The organism is Pseudomonas sp. GW-45, from assembly GCF_056896675.1.
In genome coordinates, this window is record NZ_CM167674.1 from 2106165 (window position 1) to 2124957 (window position 18793).

General features: G+C 55.0%; 17 protein-coding genes, 4 tRNA genes, 2 pseudogenes and 1 riboswitch. Of the genes and pseudogenes, 14 read left to right on the forward strand and 9 right to left on the reverse strand.

The genetic code is table 11. The features are described 5' to 3' along the window. Window positions 1–13: 13 nt before the first annotated feature. Window positions 14–239: riboswitch (cobalamin riboswitch) on the reverse strand. Between the two features lie 90 nt (window positions 240–329). Next, window positions 330–1616 carry a nitrate- and nitrite sensing domain-containing protein gene (locus AC1XYH_RS09535; RefSeq protein ID WP_483322979.1) on the reverse strand — a complete coding sequence of 429 codons (1287 nt, stop codon included), beginning with the start codon at window positions 1614–1616 and terminating at the stop codon, window positions 330–332. Between the two features lie 372 nt (window positions 1617–1988). Between AC1XYH_RS09535 and AC1XYH_RS09540 the strand changes: the two genes are divergently transcribed. The 3 genes from AC1XYH_RS09540 (at window position 1989) to AC1XYH_RS09550 (ending at window position 4305) form a co-directional block, all read left to right on the forward strand. Beyond that, on the forward strand, window positions 1989–2417 hold the full coding sequence (locus tag AC1XYH_RS09540; protein WP_483322980.1) for a DUF2231 domain-containing protein: 429 nt from the start codon (window positions 1989–1991) through the stop codon (window positions 2415–2417). Beyond that, a complete protein-coding gene (locus AC1XYH_RS09545; protein ID WP_483322981.1) occupies window positions 2414–3706 on the forward strand; it encodes a PQQ-dependent sugar dehydrogenase in 1293 nt (430 codons plus the stop codon). Before AC1XYH_RS09540 ends, AC1XYH_RS09545 begins: the two co-directional genes overlap by 4 nt. Window positions 3707–3957: 251 nt before the next feature. Continuing rightward, window positions 3958–4305, forward strand: coding sequence for a DUF5064 family protein (locus AC1XYH_RS09550; RefSeq protein WP_483322982.1), 348 nt, complete (start codon window positions 3958–3960; stop codon window positions 4303–4305). Between the two features lie 74 nt (window positions 4306–4379). On the opposite strand, the gene AC1XYH_RS09555 is transcribed toward AC1XYH_RS09550, so the two are convergent. Both AC1XYH_RS09555 and AC1XYH_RS09560 read right to left on the reverse strand, forming a co-directional pair. Beyond that, a tRNA-Asp gene (locus AC1XYH_RS09555) sits at window positions 4380–4456 on the reverse strand. A 217-nt stretch (window positions 4457–4673) separates the two neighbouring features. After that, window positions 4674–4829 carry a hypothetical protein gene (locus AC1XYH_RS09560; RefSeq protein WP_483322983.1) on the reverse strand — a complete coding sequence of 52 codons (156 nt, stop codon included), beginning with the start codon at window positions 4827–4829 and terminating at the stop codon, window positions 4674–4676. A 145-nt stretch (window positions 4830–4974) separates the two neighbouring features. On the opposite strand from AC1XYH_RS09560, the gene AC1XYH_RS09565 reads away from it, so the two are divergent. After that, window positions 4975–5148: a DUF2897 family protein gene (locus AC1XYH_RS09565; protein WP_483322984.1), complete on the forward strand. Its 174-nt coding sequence runs from the start codon at window positions 4975–4977 to the stop codon at window positions 5146–5148. Between the two features lie 89 nt (window positions 5149–5237). Continuing rightward, window positions 5238–5762, forward strand: a complete 525-nt coding sequence (locus AC1XYH_RS09570) for a DUF2058 domain-containing protein (protein ID WP_483322985.1) — start codon at window positions 5238–5240, stop codon at window positions 5760–5762. A gap of 54 nt (window positions 5763–5816) precedes the next feature. Here the strand turns inward: AC1XYH_RS09570 and rloA3 are convergent, their stop codons facing one another. Further along, window positions 5817–6482: a retropepsin-like aspartic peptidase RloA3 gene (rloA3, locus tag AC1XYH_RS09575; RefSeq protein ID WP_483322986.1), complete on the reverse strand. Its 666-nt coding sequence runs from the start codon at window positions 6480–6482 to the stop codon at window positions 5817–5819. Between the two features lie 505 nt (window positions 6483–6987). Between rloA3 and AC1XYH_RS09580 the strand changes: the two are divergent. Together AC1XYH_RS09580 and AC1XYH_RS09585 are read left to right on the forward strand one after the other, a co-directional pair. After that, window positions 6988–7530: pseudogene (locus tag AC1XYH_RS09580) on the forward strand (cache domain-containing protein); the annotation flags it as partial. Window positions 7531–7863: 333 nt separating this feature from the next. Beyond that, a pseudogene (locus AC1XYH_RS09585) lies at window positions 7864–8451 on the forward strand (methyl-accepting chemotaxis protein); the annotation flags it as partial. 253 nt (window positions 8452–8704) lie between these two features. Here the strand turns inward: AC1XYH_RS09585 and AC1XYH_RS09590 are convergent. From AC1XYH_RS09590 to AC1XYH_RS09610, 5 genes are all read right to left on the reverse strand, one after another. After that, a tRNA-Ala gene (locus AC1XYH_RS09590) sits at window positions 8705–8780 on the reverse strand. 41 nt (window positions 8781–8821) lie between these two features. Further along, window positions 8822–8897 (reverse strand) — tRNA-Glu (locus AC1XYH_RS09595). Window positions 8898–8974: 77 nt separating this feature from the next. Continuing rightward, window positions 8975–9050 (reverse strand) — tRNA-Ala (locus AC1XYH_RS09600). 159 nt (window positions 9051–9209) lie between these two features. Next, the gene (gltX, locus tag AC1XYH_RS09605) at window positions 9210–10685 is read right to left on the reverse strand and encodes a glutamate--tRNA ligase (RefSeq protein WP_483322987.1); all 1476 of its coding nucleotides are present in this window, start codon (window positions 10683–10685) and stop codon (window positions 9210–9212) included. Window positions 10686–10752: 67 nt separating this feature from the next. Further along, window positions 10753–11655, reverse strand: a complete 903-nt coding sequence (locus tag AC1XYH_RS09610; protein WP_483322988.1) for a LysR family transcriptional regulator — start codon at window positions 11653–11655, stop codon at window positions 10753–10755. 103 nt (window positions 11656–11758) lie between these two features. Between AC1XYH_RS09610 and AC1XYH_RS09615 the strand changes: the two genes are divergently transcribed. From AC1XYH_RS09615 to AC1XYH_RS09645, 7 genes are all read left to right on the forward strand, one after another. Then, a complete protein-coding gene (locus AC1XYH_RS09615; protein ID WP_483322989.1) occupies window positions 11759–12790 on the forward strand; it encodes an HlyD family secretion protein in 1032 nt (343 codons plus the stop codon). Continuing rightward, window positions 12783–14369, forward strand: a complete 1587-nt coding sequence (locus tag AC1XYH_RS09620) for a DHA2 family efflux MFS transporter permease subunit (RefSeq protein ID WP_483322990.1) — start codon at window positions 12783–12785, stop codon at window positions 14367–14369. The genes AC1XYH_RS09615 and AC1XYH_RS09620 overlap by 8 nt, the downstream gene beginning before the upstream one ends. A gap of 103 nt (window positions 14370–14472) precedes the next feature. Further along, complete coding sequence (locus AC1XYH_RS09625) at window positions 14473–15756, forward strand: NAD(P)/FAD-dependent oxidoreductase (protein WP_483322991.1); 1284 nt, start codon at window positions 14473–14475, stop codon at window positions 15754–15756. A 231-nt stretch (window positions 15757–15987) separates the two neighbouring features. Further along, entirely contained in the window at window positions 15988–16386 is a 399-nt protein-coding gene (locus AC1XYH_RS09630; RefSeq protein WP_483326344.1) for a PA2779 family protein, read from the forward strand. 4 nt (window positions 16387–16390) lie between these two features. Further along, the gene (locus tag AC1XYH_RS09635) at window positions 16391–17329 is read left to right on the forward strand and encodes a PA2778 family cysteine peptidase (RefSeq protein ID WP_483322992.1); all 939 of its coding nucleotides are present in this window, start codon (window positions 16391–16393) and stop codon (window positions 17327–17329) included. Between the two features lie 36 nt (window positions 17330–17365). Further along, window positions 17366–17791, forward strand: a complete 426-nt coding sequence (locus tag AC1XYH_RS09640; RefSeq protein WP_483322993.1) for a PaaI family thioesterase — start codon at window positions 17366–17368, stop codon at window positions 17789–17791. A gap of 100 nt (window positions 17792–17891) precedes the next feature. Then, entirely contained in the window at window positions 17892–18734 is an 843-nt protein-coding gene (locus AC1XYH_RS09645) for a DMT family transporter (protein ID WP_483322994.1), read from the forward strand. Window positions 18735–18793 lie beyond the last annotated feature (59 nt).

An 18793-nucleotide genomic window follows, 5' to 3' on the forward strand; every position in this document is an offset into this window, starting at 1 on the left:
GCGCCCACCGCACCGTTGTGATTCGCAACAGGCCGGTCTCCGGGCTTGCGACTGGATCATTTGATCCTGCGTCCTGAACCTTCCCATGCTGAGCACAGTGGTTATGTCAGGCGCATCGCCGTGTGGCGAACGTCGCTTACCGTTGCGGGGGCAGCGCCGGAATTGTCTGCACAGCAGACGCACCGGCTTCCCAGTTTCACCCTCTTTAAATAGAGGGAACCTGAAGCAGCCGTGAAGAGTAGAGACTTTGCTGCAGAGCGTCAACCAGAAGGCTTTAGCGCCCACAAACGGGCAATTTTAGGGCGTGCGCGCCAGCACTGTGCAGAAGATTAGCGCTGCGGTTTACGTAGCGGGGTCTGCAGCAATTCGTTGTAATTGAGGATTGTCTGGGCAATATCGCCGATCTTTTGGCTGCGCTCCATCGCGGCGCTTTGCAAGGCGCGAAAGGCCTCTTCTTCACTCAGACCTTGCTGGGTCATTAGCACACCTTTTGCGCGCTCAATCACCTTGCGCTCGCTGAGGCTGCGGCGGGCGCTTTCCAATTCATCATGTAGTTGCTGCAAGCGCACGGTCTGCTCGTGCAGCACCTCCAAAACCGAGCGTTGCATGTGGCTGCCAAGGCGCTCACCCGGCAGGGGTTCTAGCTCAGTGGCCTGCACGTTATACAAGCGGGTTGACGGCGTATTGATCTCGTCATCAAGACTGTTCAACCGTTTGAGCAAACGGCGCTGACTGTCCAAATCGGCTTTGGCCTGCTGCGTCTTGTGCTCACACATCGCCTGTAGCTTGTCGGCCAAATCATCTTCAACGCGCTTCATGCTGTCGATGTGCTGCGAAGTTAGTTCAAACCACAGCTCACCCATGGCGGCATGCACCCTACTGCGCTCAGTAGTGCGCGCGGCCACCAGCCGCAAACGTGCAATCTCGCCCACTAAGTCCTCGCTGCACAGCGTCAGCCAGGCGCTTTTGCTGTCGTGATCAGCAAACTCCAGAAAGGTCTCAAAACAACGCCGTTGCGCGTCTTCAAGAAAGCTCAGCTTGCCGCACTGCTCCTGATCGAAGTAACCGGCTACGAAGCCGGACACACCAATGGCCCGCTCCTGACCGGCCAACTCCTTGCCTTGCATGAAATTAAACATAGCGACCAATGTGCGGGTGATATGCGGGTCGACTGCCGTATCCGCAGCCTCGAATACCACTGCCAGCAGGCCCGCAACCAAACGAGTAAAACTGCGCGTAGCCTCCTGAGCACCTACTTGCTGCGCACGCACGCGGCTGCGCAATGCCGTCAAGCCGTCAAAGCTGTGCAACACAAAAGCAACCCGGGTAAGCAGGCGCGCCTTGTCGGCGCCGCAACTGCGTTCCAGATCCATACCATCAAAAGCGCTGCGTACCGCGTTCTCATGGCGAATCGCTGTCTCGGAGAGCTCGTCCAACGATTGCAAATAACGCTCGGACTGCCCACCCAGATACATATTTGAGAAACCGCGCTCACGTTGTAGCGCATGCACCAAGCGACTGATTTTACCGACTAGCTGACAGGTAAGCGCCAACGCTTGCAGCCCCTGCATTTCACTGCGCCGGGCCGCCAACATGAAATCCAATGCTGTCGACATAGTTCCCCCCTCACCGATCTCGATCGCCGGCTCAGGGTAGTAACAGCAATACTTGTGCCAGCCACTGCATGCGCGCCAATGCACCCAAACTCCGGCCTACAATACAGACTGCGTTTGCGCATCAAACATCTGCCCGCGGTGAAATCAAACGAACTAAATGGTCCCTAGCCATTCTAATTCCGTGAAGAAGCTCGACAAAGTTGACGTTGCTGACGACGAGCCAACGGCATTTGGATCGAGCGTAACCAGGGAAAGCACCTAAGCCATATTCGACGATGCTTGCTCTGAGCTGCAGAAGCTGCAGCAAAGGCTCGACTGCCGCGCACGCTGCGGCGACACAAAACTCGCTAAACCAACAATAAGGAGATTGCCGTGACAGCCACCGTCGACCGGCCATATCAATTAACACTGCATCCAATACACGCCGTTTTTCTCGCTGGAACCATCCCTCTGTTTCTGGGCGCCGCACTAAGCGATATCGCCTATGCATACAGTTACCAAATACAGTGGAGCAATTTTTCTTCCTGGTTGATCGCCGGTGGATTGGTCTTTGCTGGGCTGGCAATAGTGGCCGCGCTCCTTGGCCTCACGCACGCTGAAGGCCGTGGCCGACGTGGCGGCATTTATCTAGCCCTATTGCTGGCAACCTGGGTTCTGGGCTTCATCAATGCATTGGTTCACGCCAAGGATGCATGGGCCATGATGCCCATGGGGCTTATTCTTTCTGTCATCGTTACTGTGATTGCCTGCGCAGCAACAGGCGTTCGTTTTTCCGGCCGTCGCGTGGGAGGTGCACAATGAATAGTCCAAGCCTGGTGTCCATTCTTGCCGTATCAGTCATGCTGAGCGCGTGTGGTGATAATGATCAAGCTTCCGTGAAATATGGCCCTGAGCCTACTCTCCCGGAGCAACAACGCGGCTTGCTGCCCAACATGACCATCGCCGAACCCTCACTCTGGGGCGATCAATTACCAACAGTACCGCAGAACTACCGCATCTCTGCTATTGCCACCGACTTGAAAATCCCGCGCCAGACACTGCTGCTGCCCAATGGCGACATCTTGGTTGCCGAGGGCCGTGGCGGCAACGCGTCGAAGCTGAAACCCAAAGATGTGATTGCTGGTTACATAAAGGCTCAGGGTAATACGTCCGTCAAAGGAGGTAACCGGCTGACACTGCTGCGTGACAGTGACAATGACGGCACCTATGAAGAACAAGTCGTTTTCGCCGAAGACCTGAATGCGCCGTATGGGCTCGCACTGGTGGGTAATAAACTGTACGTAGCCAACCAAGATGCTTTGGTGCGATTTGATTATCAAGAAGGCCAAACTCAAGCCAGCGGTCCACCGGTCAAGGTCACTGACCTACCTTCAGAGATTAACCACCACTGGACCAAACCGCTCGCTGCCAGTACGGACGGCCGTTATCTATACGTCGGTATCGGCTCCAACAGCAATATCACCGAACGCGGTATGGAAGCCGAAGTCGATCGCGCCATGATTTGGCAGATAGATGCCGAAACAGGAGCACACAAGCCTTACGCCACCGGCGTGCGCAACCCAACTGCATTGACCATTCAGCCGGGCACAAATCGCTTATGGGCTGTCGCCAACGAACGCGATGAACTCGGCCAGGACCTGGTTCCGGATTACTTGACCTCAGTACGCGAAGGCGGCTTCTACGGCTGGCCCTACAGTTACTGGGGCCAGAATGTTGACCCGCGTGTGCGGCCGCAAAACCCTGCAAAGGTGGCCGAAGCTATAGCTCCTGACTATGCACTGGGGGCTCACGTTGCCGCGCTCGGGGTCGATTTTTCTAGCGAGAGTATGGGCGTAGATTTTGCTGACGGCGTATTCGTCGGCGAGCACGGCAGTTGGAACCGCAAGGACCCCGTTGGCTACAAAGTGGTTTTCGTACCCTTCAGCAATGGTCGCCCCAGCGGCGAGCCAGTGGACTTTGTTTCTGGCTTTCGGGGTGAAGACGGAAAAACCCGTGGTCGCCCTGTCGGCGTAACGGTCGATCCACGCGGCGCACTGATTATCGCGGATGACCTTTCCAATACCGTATGGCGGGTAACGCCCACTCAGTAAACGCGACTAGCAATAACGGAAATCAGGTGTTGTTTTGAATAGGCCAGGACCTGCTACGCTTTGCTTAAGGTGTAGCAAGGGGCCAGGTCCATAGCAATACATCAAGGCAAGGCCTGATTCCGCGATTGCAATCAAAGATACCGCTCGTTTGTTATCTCAATGAGCCTGCGCCGTACGTTTCCTTTTTACCGAAATCATCCCTGCTTCGAGATTCCCGCACAGCCACTCACAAAGGATAGGAGACGCTTAGCATGTTTGAACCCGGCCATCTTCATCTAGCGCGTATGCGCTTAATACCCGGCGACACTGGCTTCAGCATTGATATCACTTACCGCATCGCCGAACAGGGCAGCAAAGTGGCGTTCGACATACAGGGAGAGGCAAATGATCAGCCAATCGAAGAGAGCTTCGAGCTGCCACGTGAAACCGCGTTCAATTTCGCCAGCGATATAGATCACCTGTTGCGGCGCTACGGTGTGCTTTCACCGGAGTTTATGTCGCTCTCCACGCACCATGAATACGACGCTATGTTTGATGACATCCGCAGTCAGCTAAATGCCTGGCACGGCGAAGCCATAGATCTTGATCAATTTAAGTAAATTACTTGTTCAAACAGGTATTGGCAGGCAACAAAAAACCCCAGTCGCGTAAGCAACTGGGGTTTTATTTGTAATGGCGCAGCGGACGGGACTCGAACCCGCGACCCCCGGCGTGACAGGCCGGTATTCTAACCAACTGAACTACCGCTGCGCATCAGCCCAAAAGCGCCTCAAACCGGAGTTTGCAGTGCGTCTGAACTGGCGCGCATTGTAAACATTCTGCCAAGGGAGTCAAGCACTTGCGAGAGATTTATTAAAACATAGGCAGCTGACTGCAACGCTCTCAGTCCGAGGTTAGTACCTGATCAAAAAACAACCGACTGAGCGAATTTTTGACCTTATTAATCGTACTTGCCGTACCCCGTCATTCAATCCGCCTCCAGACGCTCCAAGGTGCGCTTGGCGATACCCTCCTGCTCCGCAAGCATGGCTTGAGTCAAACCCGCATCGAGTCGTTGCCGAGCCACGCGTTGTTCTAGCTCAGATAGAACGCGTTCATCAGTTAGCTTTTCGCCTAATTCCATATTCGCTTTTTTGTCGATTTATAGCGCTTAAATTAGTTTATTCGTCACAAATAACGATTTATTCAAAATAAACCAGAATCTTCTCGTTTGCCATGCGCCCACATAACGACCATGATGAATAAAAATCCACATAAGGAAAAAAGCCATGCCTTGGTATGGATGGTTGTTCATGGTGTTGGCGCTCGGCAGCATTGTTGGTAGTTTGCTGATGCTGCGCGATAACGCTGGCAGCAATAAGGTCAGCAAGGAAACCATTGACCACGTGAAAGCACGTGAAGCTGAGTTCGCAGCAGAGGAAGCCCGCGAAGAAAAGCGGTAGACTAGCGGCGCAAACGCAGCCTCTTCGGCATGGATTCATTTGCGTGCAGGTGCCCAATGCGCCTGCCGCCGACAAGATAGTTACAGATCATGGTCAACTCATTACAAGCGCAACTCCTCAAGACCGGCCTGGTCGACGAGAAAAAACTCAAACAAGCCCAGCGCGCGAAGAAAAAAGCCGCCAAAACCGAACCCGCACAAGACACTGGCAAAGCCATAGCGCAAGCACGCCTGGAAAAGACTGAGCGTGATCGCCAGCTGAACCAGCAACGTCAGGAAGAGTCTGCGCGCAAGGAACGTGAGGCGCAGGTCAAACAGATGGTGGAAAACAGCAAACTGGACCGCAGCGGTGGTGAAACGCCCTATCAGTTTGTCAGCAAGAACAAGATCAAGAAAATCCACGTCAACAAGGAGCAGTTCGACCTGCTCAGCCGTGGCCGATTAGGGATTACCCGTCTATCCGGTAACTTTGTATTGATCCCTGTGGAAATCGCGGAGAAAGTGCGCGAACGAGCACCCCACTGGCCAGTCTATGTTGCTGAAAACAAGGCTGAAGCGGTGGTTGAGGATGACCCTTATGCTGCCTTCCAGGTGCCTGACGACCTGATGTGGTAAGCCTGACTGCCCGGTAGCCACCACTAGGCTACCGGGCGGCGTCAGCCGCTCGTATTACTCTTCTGCCTCAAGCTCTTCTTCCGTTTCTTCCGGCTGATCAACTTTGCTGTCATCAACCAGATTCTCGTCGTCCTTCATGCGCTGCTGCTTATCACGTTCATCTTCATGCTCCTGCTGCGAGCAGCTTGGTTTGAGCAGAAAGGTTTCGGACACATCGATCAGCCCAATGTGCTCAATGGTGCGACGCCCAATCAGCACCGGATACGTCATATCGCCTCGATCACGCAGGGAAAACTGCTCTTCATAGACCTGATCACCCATACAGATCGACATTTTCACTACCGGTCGACGGTCGGAGCCGCCCGCACCGCGAACCAGAATTCGGCGGAAAACCGGGCGTTCAAATTGCATTTTCACCAGTTCATCGGTGTCTGCGTCCTTGACCGGAACTTCATAGCGCACCCAAGGCTTACCCTTGTGGGTGAACGTCTCGAGGTTGACCGCGTGCATCGACGACGTCAGCGCACCTGAATCAACCTTAATTTTGACAGCCGTGTGCTCGGGCATGATCAAACCCTTTTCAATCCAGCCCACCACCTGCTTTTCGTGGTGCTCTCCCGCCTCATCAACCGAATCATCACTACCGGCCAGGGCATAGCCACTGACCGACGCCAACAACACACAAGCAGATAACGACATAACCTTAAAAACTGACTGCATGAGAAATCCTTATTGCAAACTACCAAGATAGACTGGCCTGCGCCTGGAAAGTGCCCAACTGCAAAGCGGCAAGACGAACGAGTTTGGCGCCTTTATACCAGTTAAGAACAGAAAACACCTTCCAATCTTATATGCCCCAATCACAGAAACCGATTGGCACTTGAAAGCGTGTGCAACATGACGTCAAATTGACATCATGCATGCCAAGAAAATATCGCTCAGGTTATGCATATTTCTGCCGATATGCTCGGTACTAGCACTTGGCGAGCCAAGACTAATGCCGATGACAAAAATAAAACGAAGCTGTATGCCATTCAGTGCGTGGAGGTTGTAGATGAAGCTGTTGCGCCGTATTCGAATCAGTCAGCGAATTTGGTTGATCCTGATAATTGCACTGGCCAGTACTTTGATCATGGAGGGCGTATCCCTCTCCCATCTACATAAGGAAATCCGCGAAGGCGAGATCACCAAAGCGACTCACCTGGTGGAAGTGGCTCATGATCTGATGAGTTTCTACCATCAGAAAGAGCTGAACGGCGAACTCACTGGCGAGCAGGCCCGCAAAGAAGCCATGAGCGCATTGGGTAGCCTGCGTTATGACGGCAACGAGTATTACTGGGTCAATGACATGAACAACATCATGGTCATGCACCCACTAGCGCCGCAGACTGTAGGCGTCGACCTAACCAGCATGCAAAACGCAGAAGGCATCAACGTCATCAGCGAGATGGTCGCTCTTGCTCGCAAGGAAGGCACCGCCAGCTTTGAGTACAGCTGGCCTAAGCCAGGCGAAGAGGACGGCACCCCCAAAATTGCTGCCTTCAAGCATTTTGCACCTTGGGATTACATGGTCGGTACCGGCATATACGTAGATGACATGCAGGCCAAGTTCCATAGCGCCGTGGCCAGCTCCGTGGTGATCATGACCCTGGTTACCCTGATCATGATTGTGCTGCTTTACGTGATCGGCCGCAGCATCACCCAACCGCTCAATAATGTCGTAGCTGCCATGCGCGACGTCGCCAGTGGCGAAGCTGACCTCACCCGCCGCCTGGACGACAACGCCCACGATGAGGTGTCGCAGATTGCGCATTATTTCAATCAGTTCAACCGCAATCTGGCCGACATCATTCAACAGCTGGGTGACAGTGCACAGCAGCTGATCAGCTCCAGCCATCAGCTGGACCAGATCAGTGGTAACAGCCTGCGTGACATGAACACCCAATCCGAACGCATGGAGCTGATGGCGACTGCCATCAACGAAATAACCTACGGCGTGCAGGACGTTGCTCAGAACGCCAACGCGGCCGCGCAAGAAGTAGAAAACGCCAACGAGGGCGCCAATAACGGCCGCCATCAGGTCGACAAGACCATTCAGGAAATCAATCTGCTTTCGGCCAGCGTGCAGACTGCTGTAGAGCACATGCAGACCCTGTCCAGCGATGCGCAGGAAATCACCTCAGTACTCGATGTGATCCGCAATATCGCCGAACAAACCAACCTGTTGGCACTGAACGCCGCGATTGAGGCGGCACGCGCAGGTGAGATGGGGCGTGGTTTCGCCGTGGTAGCGGATGAAGTGCGTAATCTGGCGCAGCGCACGCAGAAATCCACCGAAGAAATTCATAACATGATCAGCAAGCTACAGACCAATACGCAGGTCGTAGTGGGCGTGATCAACGACAGCAGCAGGCACTCACAGCAAAGCGTCGAACAGGTCAACGAGGCCGGTAAAGCGCTGGAACTGATCGCTCATTCAATGGAGCAACTCGTCGCCTTGAACGCCTCGATTGCCAGCGCTACAACGCAGCAGTCCACGGTGGTGGAAGACGTCAACCGCAACGTAACCGAAGCGGCCGAGCTAGCGCGTGAAACCACCGATGGCGCACGTGAGACAGCACAAGCTGGGCAGCATCTGGCAAGTCTGGGCAGGCAGATAGACGAGCTGTTAAAACGCTTCCGCGTCTGATTGCAAAAAACCCAAAAGCGCGCAGCCGGGATCACCCACTGCGCGCTTTTTTTTGATCAAAATTCGGCCCAATACTCAGACGTGCGCGTCATCCCAGGAGAGACAAAGCCTGACATGAGCTGATTTTTAGCGAGGCAAATAGACCGATGCGCACTCGGCACGCAGAGCAGATACCACATGACTGGCATACGACAGTTCATGCGGGAATAGGAGACACAAAAAAGCCGGCATAAATGCCGGCTTTTTTGTGAAATGGTGGAGCTAAGCGGGATCGAACCGCTGACCTCCTGCATGCCATGCAGGCGCTCTCCCAGCTGAGCTATAGCCCCAGGTCTTGCGACCCTGACACGGAAGACCGTGTCGGTAAAGATGGCGTCCCCTAGGGGACTCGAACCCCTGTTACCGCCGTGAAAGGGCGGTGTCCTAGGCCACTAGACGAAGGGGACGCAAACCCTTCTCCAAACAAGCTGGAACTTGTTTAGCAGTGATAAAACAGGCCGACGCGAACGTCGACCAAAAAACTTGGTGGAGCTAAGCGGGATCGAACCGCTGACCCCCTGCATGCCATGCAGGTGCTCTCCCAGCTGAGCTATAGCCCCGTCGCTATGACGGGGCGCATATTATGATTGCCGCCCCGCCCTGTCAACAGAATTTTACATAAAACAGAGACTTAAGAGCTGCTCCAAGCATCAAGCAAGGCCCAGCCGTTGCGGAGCCTTGCTGTCGTCTAACTAGAACTAGCCGCTGGCAGCTAAGCGCTAGATGTCCTCCAATAGCTTCTGCCACGCTTTATTCTCTTTCTTGGAGGTGCCACCCAGCAGCTCCAGTGCCTGACGCAAGCGGAAGCGTGTTAGGTCCGGGCCAAGGTGCGCCATGGCGTCCAATACGGAAACCGAACTGGCCTGTCCGGTAATCGCCGGAAACAACAACGGCATCAGGTCACGCATCTTGAGCTCAAGGCTTGCGGCTACTGCATTGATCGTTGCGGTGATGTTGTCTTTGCTCCACTCGCGCAGCGACTCGAGCTTCCACAGCAGCAATTGCATGGCTTTACGCACTTCATCAGCGGAGAGCTTTTTATGCTCAAACAACTCAGGCGCGGGATTAACCTTGCCGGCCATAAAGAAGCCGAGCAGATTGGGCAGATCACTGAAGGTTTCAACTCGGCTTTGCGCCAAACCTATCATCGGCTTGAGGTAATCTGAGTTCAGCGCCCAAGTTTGTACTGATGCTGCGAAATCATCCTCTGACAGGTCGCGAATCCATTGACCGTTCAACCAAGAGAGTTTCTCCACATCAAAGATCGGGCCGCCCAATGACACGCGCTGAATATCAAAATGCTCGACCATTTCCGCAAGGGTGAATTTCTCACGCTCATCCGGCATAGACCAACCCATGCGGCCAAGGTAATTCATCAGCGCTTCTGGTAAGTAACCCATGCGTTCGTAGAAAGTAATGCTGGTCGGATTCTTACGCTTAGATAGCTTGCTCTTGTCCGGGTTACGCAGCAGCGGCATATGGCACAACTGCGGTATATCCCAACCGAAATATTGGTAAAGCAAAATGTGCTTAGGCGCTGAGTTGATCCACTCTTCACCGCGCAACACGTGAGTAATACCCATCAGGTGATCGTCTACCACATTGGCGAGATGGTAAGTCGGCAGGCCATCGGCCTTCATAAGCACCTGCATATCCACCTGTTCCCAGGGAATATCGATCTCACCGCGCAACATGTCTTGCACCTGACAAATGCCCTGCTCAGGCACCTTCATGCGCACCACATGGGACTCACCGTCAGCGACTCGCTTGGCTACCTCATCAGCGGCAAGGTGCAGACAGTGACCATCGTAACCAGGCGTCTGTTTATTGGCCATCTGCTCGGCACGCAACACGTCCAGGCGCTCGCTACTACAAAAACAGCGAAAAGCGTGGCCGCTACCAATCAGTTGTTCGCTGTGTGCATGGTAGATGGCACTGCGCTCACTCTGGCGGTAAGGGCCATGTGGGCCGCCAACATCTGGACCCTCATCCCAGTTCAGTCCGAGCCAGCGCAGCGAGTCGAGTATCTGTTGCTCTGATTCCGCGCTAGAGCGCACCTGATCCGTGTCTTCAATTCGCAGGATAAACTGACCACCATGCTGGCGAGCAAAGCACTGGTTAAACAGAGCAATGTAGGCGGTGCCGACATGCGGATCACCGGTCGGCGATGGCGCGATACGAGTACGAACAGTCATGAAATCTCTCAGTCAGGCTGCCGAACTGAAGTTCGGCGTGGTAATCGTTGAAAAGGGGGTGATTTTATCAGGCCTCCATCTCTACTTGTACATCTTCACGTTTTTCCAGATTCTCGATAACAAAATCGATGAAAGCTTTTACCTTCATCGCTTGAAAACGTCGCGAAGGATACAGCGCATACAGCTCGCTGGATGGCAGCGTAACGTCTTCAAGTACCCGCACCAATGTACCTTCGGCTACGTGAGGTTCAGCGATAAACGCCGGTACGTTGATGATGCCTGCGCTGGATAACGCCGCTTCGCGAGCGAAAGTGATGTTGTTGACCACCAGTACCGGATTGATCGGCACACTCATGTGCGGCTGCAGAAAGTGCCACTTGCGGGCGCCATCTACCAATGCATGAATGCAGCGGTGTTGACTCAACTCTTCCGCCAGTTTCGGCATGCCGTACTTGGCGATATAACCGGGGCTGGCATACAGCTGCCTTGGGCTCGACATAAGTGGCCGGGCAACCAGACTGGAATCTTGCGGGCGGCCCAGGTGCACAACAACGTCCATGCCCTCCTCTACCGGATCAACAACCCGGGTAGTCAATTCCACTTCCACTTGGATTGCCGGGTAACGACGCATGAACTCGCCTACCACGCCTCCCAAAAACAACTGACCAAATTCAATTGGCGAGCTAACTCGCAATAGACCTGTGGGCTCTGTTTGCAGCTGCATAATGGCCTGCTCGGCTTCCGCAAACTCCTGCATGATCTGCCGGCAGCGCTCGTAGTACGCCTGCCCGACCTCAGTCAAACGCAACTTTCGCGTGGTACGGTTGAGCAGGCGCACGCCGAGACGCTCCTCCAATTGAGCGATGCGCCGGCTCACTGTGGATTTTTGCATATTCAAGGTTGCTGCCGCGCTGGTGAAGCTATGGCACTCCACCACGCGGGTAAAAATCAGCGCATCGTCCAATCCCATCGGTTACTGTTCCCGTATTGCAACAAAGTTTCCAGATTCTAGCGCCTCTGGCGTCATGCGGAACAGTGTAGAGTGCGGTAGATAATAAAAATTGGGGAATTTCATGTCTGCCCGCGTTCGCGTCCGCCTGTTCGGCTTTCTATTGATTTGCGCTTTGGTCGGCACCGCTGCCTTTGCCCAATGGTGGTTTGTCGGTCGTTATTATGAAGAGACCGACAACGCCTATGTGCAGGGAGACATCACTCTGATTTCCAGCCAACTGGCCGCGCAAGTGACCGAAGTACTGGTCGATGACAATCAATTGGTTGAAGCCGGCGATCCGCTGGTGCGACTTGACTCGCGAGACTTCGACGTCGCCCTTGCCCATGCACGCGCCAATCTCGCTACCCGCCGCGCGGAGCAACAACAAGCGCGCTCCATGTTGATTCAACAGGACAGTCTGATTCTCGCCGCCCAAGCCGGCATGCTCGCCACCCAAGCAGAGCAGCGTCGCATTGAGCTGGATATCAAACGTATCACTCCCCTGCAGCAATCCGGTTACGCCTCGGAAGAACAGCTGAGCAACTTTCGCACCCAACTGGAAGTCGCCAAGGCGCAGGTGAAAAAAGCCGATGCGGACGTGCAGACGCAAAAACTGACCAAAGATACTCAGTACGCCGATATCGAACGTCTTGCCGCGCAAATCCAGGCCGCCGAAGCGGATATCAGTCAAGCTGAACTCGCTCTGGGCCGCGCTGAAATCCGTGCCCCCGTCGCTGGGCGCATCGGCCAGCGCACCGCGCGCGTCGGCCAGAACGTGCAACCAGGCAGCCACTTACTGGCGGTCGTCCCCGCTAGCGAGCTGTGGATCAAAGCCAACTTCAAAGAAACCCAAATTCAGGCCATGCACGAAGGTCAGAGCGCTGAGTTGGTGTTTGATGCCTTCCCTGATCACATCGTGACGGCACGGATCCAGAGCCTGTTCCCGGCCTCTGGTGCGCAATTCAGTTTGCTGCCGCCAGACAATGCCACCGGCAACTTCACCAAAGTGGTCCAGCGCTTCCCGGTCAAGCTGGTGATCGACAGCGACCAACCACTGATGGATAGCATTCGCCCTGGCATGTCAGTACATGTAAAGGTAGACCTGCGTGGCTGAGGCAGCCATACCCGAGCAGGAAATACCGCCACCCAGCAGGCGCGATTGGATCGCGCTGCTGAGCGCCATTCTCGGCGCCTTTATGGCGATCCTGGATATCCAGATAATCAACTCCTCTTTGAAGGATATTCAGGGCGCGCTGTCGGCAACCATTGAAGAAGGTTCATGGATTTCGACCTCCTATCTGGTCGCCGAGATCATCATCATTCCGCTGGCGGCCTGGCTGACCACCATCATGTCGCCACGCCGATTTGCCGTCACCATATCGGTCCTGTTCGTGATTGCGTCATTGCTGTGCTCCATGGCGTGGAACCTGCAAAGCATGATTATCTTCCGTGCCATGCAAGGCTTGGCTGGCGGCGCATTGATCCCCTTCGCCTTTACGTTGATTCTCACCAAACTGCCGCCAGCCTCGCGGCCCAAGGGCATGGCGATGTTTGCCATCACCGCGACCTTCGCGCCCTCTATTGGCCCGACCATTGGTGGCTGGCTAACCGAGAATTATGGCTGGGAATACATTTTCTACATCAACATTGTGCCCGGCATCCTGATGGCCAGCGGCTTGATGTATGGTCTGGATAAGGCACCCCCGCGCTGGGACCTCTTACGCAAGGGCGACTATTGGGGCATCGCCACCATGGCTGCCGGTCTGGGTTGCCTACAGGTATTCCTGGAGGAAGGTCACCGCGAAGATTGGTTTGAATCCAGTTCGATGCTGACCTTAGCGGTCATTTCATTTATCAGCCTGGTCTGTTTCGTCATCTTGCAGCTGTCAAAACCCGACCCGCTGGTGAATTTGCGACTGCTCAAAGAGCGTAATTTCTTGTTCGGCAGTCTGGCCAACATTGGCCTGGGCGTGGGCTTGTACGGCACGGTTTTCGTACTACCCGTTTATCTGGCGCAAATACAGGATTACAACGCCCTGCAGATTGGCCAGGTGATCATGTGGATGGGCTTTCCGCAGCTGCTGATCATCCCGATGGTCCCGATCCTGATGAAGTTCGTCGATGCGCGCCTGATCTGCGCTACCGGCTTTTTTTTGTTCGCTTTCGCCAGTTTCTTCAGTGGCAGCCTGAATCTGGATTTTGCAGGTGACCAGTTCATCGCCATCCAGATTTTCCGCGCTTTCGGTCAGCCCATGGTCCTGGTGCCCATGTCGATCCTTGCTACCGCGATGATCCCGCCTTCCCAGGCGGGTTCGGCCTCCAGCTTGTACAACATCCTGCGCAATCTAGGCGGCGCTATCGGTATCGCCGCGCTGGCGACCATCCTCGACAGCAGAGCCAAACATTATTACGAGATTCTGCGCGAGAACATCACACCCGGTAACGCCGCGTTTACTGAACGCATGGATCTTCTCACGGCCCAACTGGGCAACGAGCAAAGCGCCTTCCAGATGCTCAGCAATCAGGTACACCAACAGGCCAGTATCATGGCCTTCAACGACGCATTCCATCTGATTGCCATCATGCTGGGCTTCTCCATGGTCTTTGTATTGTTGACCAAAGCCATCCCAAAACCCGTGGCGGCCAAACCTGCTGCCCCAGACGAAACCAGCGCTGAGCCTACGCACCCCTAGCTGTCATTTTTTTTGATCACCCTCTGGCGCCACGCTTAGCCAGGGGGTAGCATCGCCTGAAAGTGTAAAATATTTTCAACAACCGACTTTCAGCAGGTTCATCATGGCCGAAACCCAGCACACCTCTTCCTATTACGCCGCCTCGGCAAATCCAACGCCTTCCCGGCCACCTTTGCAGGGCCGCCATGAAACCGATGTATGTGTTATCGGCGCAGGGTATACCGGCATTTCCACCGCCCTGTTTCTGCTTGAACAAGGTTTCAAGGTCACGGTACTGGAAGCGGTCAAAGTGGGCTTTGGCGCCTCGGGTCGCAACGGCGGCCAAATCGTCAATAGCTACAGCCGTGACATAGATGTGATCGAGCGCAGCGCCGGTGCTCAGCAGGCCCGTTTGATGGGCGAAATGGCCTTTGAAGGCGCCCGTATCATTCGCGAACGTGTGACCAAGTACAACATTCAATGTGACCTTAAAGACGGCGGCGTATTTGCCGCGTTCAACGACAAGCAGATGGGCCACCTGGAGACGCAAAAAAAGCTCTGGGAGCGTTACGGTCACACTCAGCTGGAGATGCTGGATCAAACTCGTATCAACGAGGTGGTTAATACCGATCGTTATGTTGGCGGCATGCTCGACATGAGCGGCGGGCATATTCATCCGCTCAACCTGGTACTAGGTGAGGCGGCGGCGGTTGAATCCCTTGGTGGTGTGATTCACGAGCACTCCACCGTGACCCGAATTGAGCAAGGTTCCAAACCCGTGGTGCACACCGAGCAAGGCCAGGTCGTAGCCAATTTTGTGGTGGTGGCTGGCAATGCCTATCTTGGTAACCTGGTGCCACAGCTAGCCGCCAAATCGATGCCCTGTGGCACACAGGTGATTACCACTGAACCGCTGAGCGATGAATTGGCACAGTCGCTGTTACCCCAGGATTACTGCGTTGAAGACTGCGCCTACCTGCTCGACTATTACCGTCTTTCCGGTGACAAGCGGATGATTTTTGGCGGCGGCGTGGTCTACGGCGCACGCGACCCTGCCGACGTGGAAGCATTGGTACGCCCGAATCTGATCAAAACCTTTCCGCAGCTTAAGGACGTGAAGATCGATTACGCCTGGACTGGCAACTTTCTGCTTACCCTGTCTCGCCTGCCGCAGGTTGGGCGCATTGGCGACAACATCTACTATTCGCAAGGTTGCAGCGGCCACGGCGTGACCTATACGCATCTAGCCGGCAAGATCCTGGCCGAGGCCATACGCGGTCAAGCCGAGCGTTTTGATGCCTTCGCCAGCCTGCCACACTACCCCTTCCCCGGCGGACGCCTGTTCAAAGTCCCCTTCACGGCAATGGGTGCGTGGTACTACCAGATGCGCGACAAGCTGGGGTTCTGATCCCATAGGCAGGTTCAGCGCTCTCGTGCCGAGAACGCTGAACCTGCACTCATTAAAGTGAACCAGATCACAAGCGTAATGGCATTTCGGAACTGGGCCGCATTTATCAAGTCAGATTTCGCAGTGCCCATGCCGCGTCAAGGCGCACCAACAGGCTTGCTACCTGTAACCGAAGGCTTCCAAGCAAGGAAGCCAAGATCAAAATAATGAGGAGTAACCCCAATGACTTTCATGCAATCGAGCAGACGTTATCTATCCATCGTATTCGCCGCTCTGTTTATGCTCACCTCATTGGTCAGCATCCAGGCGCAAGCCGCCATGGTCGGCACCGATGAAGTGATCGCGCAGCAGCAGTTGAGCGTCGACCGGGCCGAACTGAAAGGCATGCTGGAAGACCAAGCCGTACAGGACAAACTTGCCAGCATGGGCGTTTCTCCTGATCAGGTAGATCAGCGCATCGACAGTCTGACTGCAGACGAGCTGGCCTACTTCAACACGCAATTGGACGAAGCTCCCGCTGGTGCTGGCGGCGTTGTTGGCATCATTGTGCTGTTTCTGGTCATTTTCATCGTGACTGACATGCTTTGCGCTACTGATATCTTCAGCTTCATTCACTGTATTAATCGCTAAACGGATGCGGATTTCTTTTCGCCTCCTGGCCACGCTCGGGCTGGCAGCATTGCTGTCCGCCTGCGCTGGCACGCCCACCGCTCCTACTCGAGCACAACTTCCAGAAGACCTGAGCACCCGTCACCTGTTGGCTGACGTGCCCTTTTATGCTCAGGACGAATATCAGTGCGGGCCCGCGGCGTTGGCCATGATGCTCAACCAACGCGGCATAGAAGCTACGCCCGAAGCGCTGAAAGAGCGCGTTTACATTCCCGAGCGCAAAGGCAGCCTGCAGGTTGAGATGGTCGCCGCCGCCCGCGATAAGGGCATGCTCGTGTACCCGCTAGAGCCTGAACTACAAGCCGTTCTGCGCGAAATAGACGCAGGTAACCCCGTGTTGGTCATGCAGAATCTTGCATTTAATTGGTACCCACAATGGCACTACGCAGTGGCTATCGGCTACGACTTAGCCGAGCAGGAGCTGATTCTGCACAGCGGCTTGCAGCAGGAGCAACGCGAGCCATTTAAACTCTTTTTGCGCACTTGGCAGCGCACCGACAACTGGGCCAGAGTCATCTTGCCCGCCGACCAGCTGCCTGCCACCGCCGAGCCACTACCCTACCTGCGCGCTGCCAGTGACCTTGAGCAGACCGGTCAGCTGGACAGTGCAAAAAACGCATACCAAACGGCCCTGATCCGCTGGCCAGAGCAAGCGGCTGCACGCCTGGGTTTAGGGAACGTAGCGTGGCAGCAAGGCGATAGAAGCATCGCTGTCGCGCATTTCAGCGAGCTGACGAGGCAGTTCCCGGGACTGGACGCCGGCTGGAATAACCTGATCACCGGCCTCACCGAAATGGGTTGCCAGCAAGCCGCCGAGGTTGCGCAGCATTGCTCCGACCAGCGCAGCGACATCAGCGCCGAGAATGACCAGAATGCCGCTTGTCCGCTACCGGCCTGCCCCTGATGATGGTGGCTTAACCATCATCAAAGGTAGCCAGCCATGCTCAGCGCGCAACAGGTCCAAGAGATTATCCGTCAGGGCGTGCCGCAGGCTGAAGACCTCGATCTGCGCATCGAAGAGGTCAGTGATCAGCACAGCCTTGCACGGATCCCCTTCCACAGTCGCTTAATTCGCCCAGGCGGCACCTTGTCCGGACCAACACTGATGGCTTTGGGCGACGCCGCCATGTATGCGCTGGTTCTCGGCAAGCTAGGCCCGACCGATCGCGGCCCGACCGAAATGGCTGTCACTTCTAACCTCAACATCAACTTTCTATCCAAGCCCCAACCCGTTGATTTAATGGCAAAAGCCAAGCTACTAAGAATGACCCGCAGACAAGCTGTGTGCGAGGTCGCGCTTTACAGCGCCGGCAACGAGGATGAGCTGGTAGCCCATGTCACCGGCACTTACGCCCTGCCACTTTAATTGGCCACTCGATAAGGCCAGTCACAAAGTGTTATTGCCAAACCACCTAAAAGTGCGCTCCGATAGACAAACTATCGCCAATCAATAAGGACTCTCCCCTTTGTCGCTGCGCGCTACCGTCCTCACCTTGCTCGCCATGTTGGCGTTTGCCGGCAATTCCATTTTGTGTCGCCTGGCTTTGAAAGAGACTGCTATCGACCCCGCCAGCTTTACTGGCTTGCGATTGCTATCGGGCGCACTGACCTTGTGGTTTATCGTGCGATTAGCCAAAGGCGATAGCGTGGGCAAAGGCAACTGGATCTCGGCGTTCGCACTTTTTGCATACGCCGCTGCCTTTTCTTTGGCCTATGTGCAGCTGTCCGCCGCCACGGGTGCTCTGCTGTTATTCGGCGCAGTACAGACCAGCATGATTGGTTACAGCGTGGCACGCGGCGAACGGCTCAGCACGATGCAATGGCTCGGGCTCGCACTGGCTATAGGTGGGCTGATTATTCTGTTACTGCCAGGCTTGTCTGCGCCACCCTTGGATGCTGCCCTAGCCATGTTGGGTGCCGGCGTTGCTTGGGGGGTGTATTCCTTGCGTGGTCGCGGCACTGGTGACGCGACACGTGTGACCGCTGGCAATTTTATTCGCGCCCTGCCCTTTGCGCTGCTGCTCAGCCTGTTCAGTTGGCAGAGTGCCACACTGGACAGCATGGGTATCATCTATGCGCTAGCCTCAGGTGCGCTGGCGTCAGGAGTCGGCTACGCGCTTTGGTATGCCGCATTGCCGCTACTGGCAACCAGCGCAGCAGCTAGTGTGCAATTGACGGTTCCTGTGATTACCGCCATTGGTGGTATTGTGCTGATCAATGAGCCTTTGACCACAGCCTTGGTCGTAGCCTCTGTCACCATCCTGTGCGGTATTGCATTGGTGGTACTGAACAACAAGAAAACACCCTGAGAGCACGACCATCAAATACCTACATCTACGTTATCTACTGATTCTGACGCTGCTGTTCT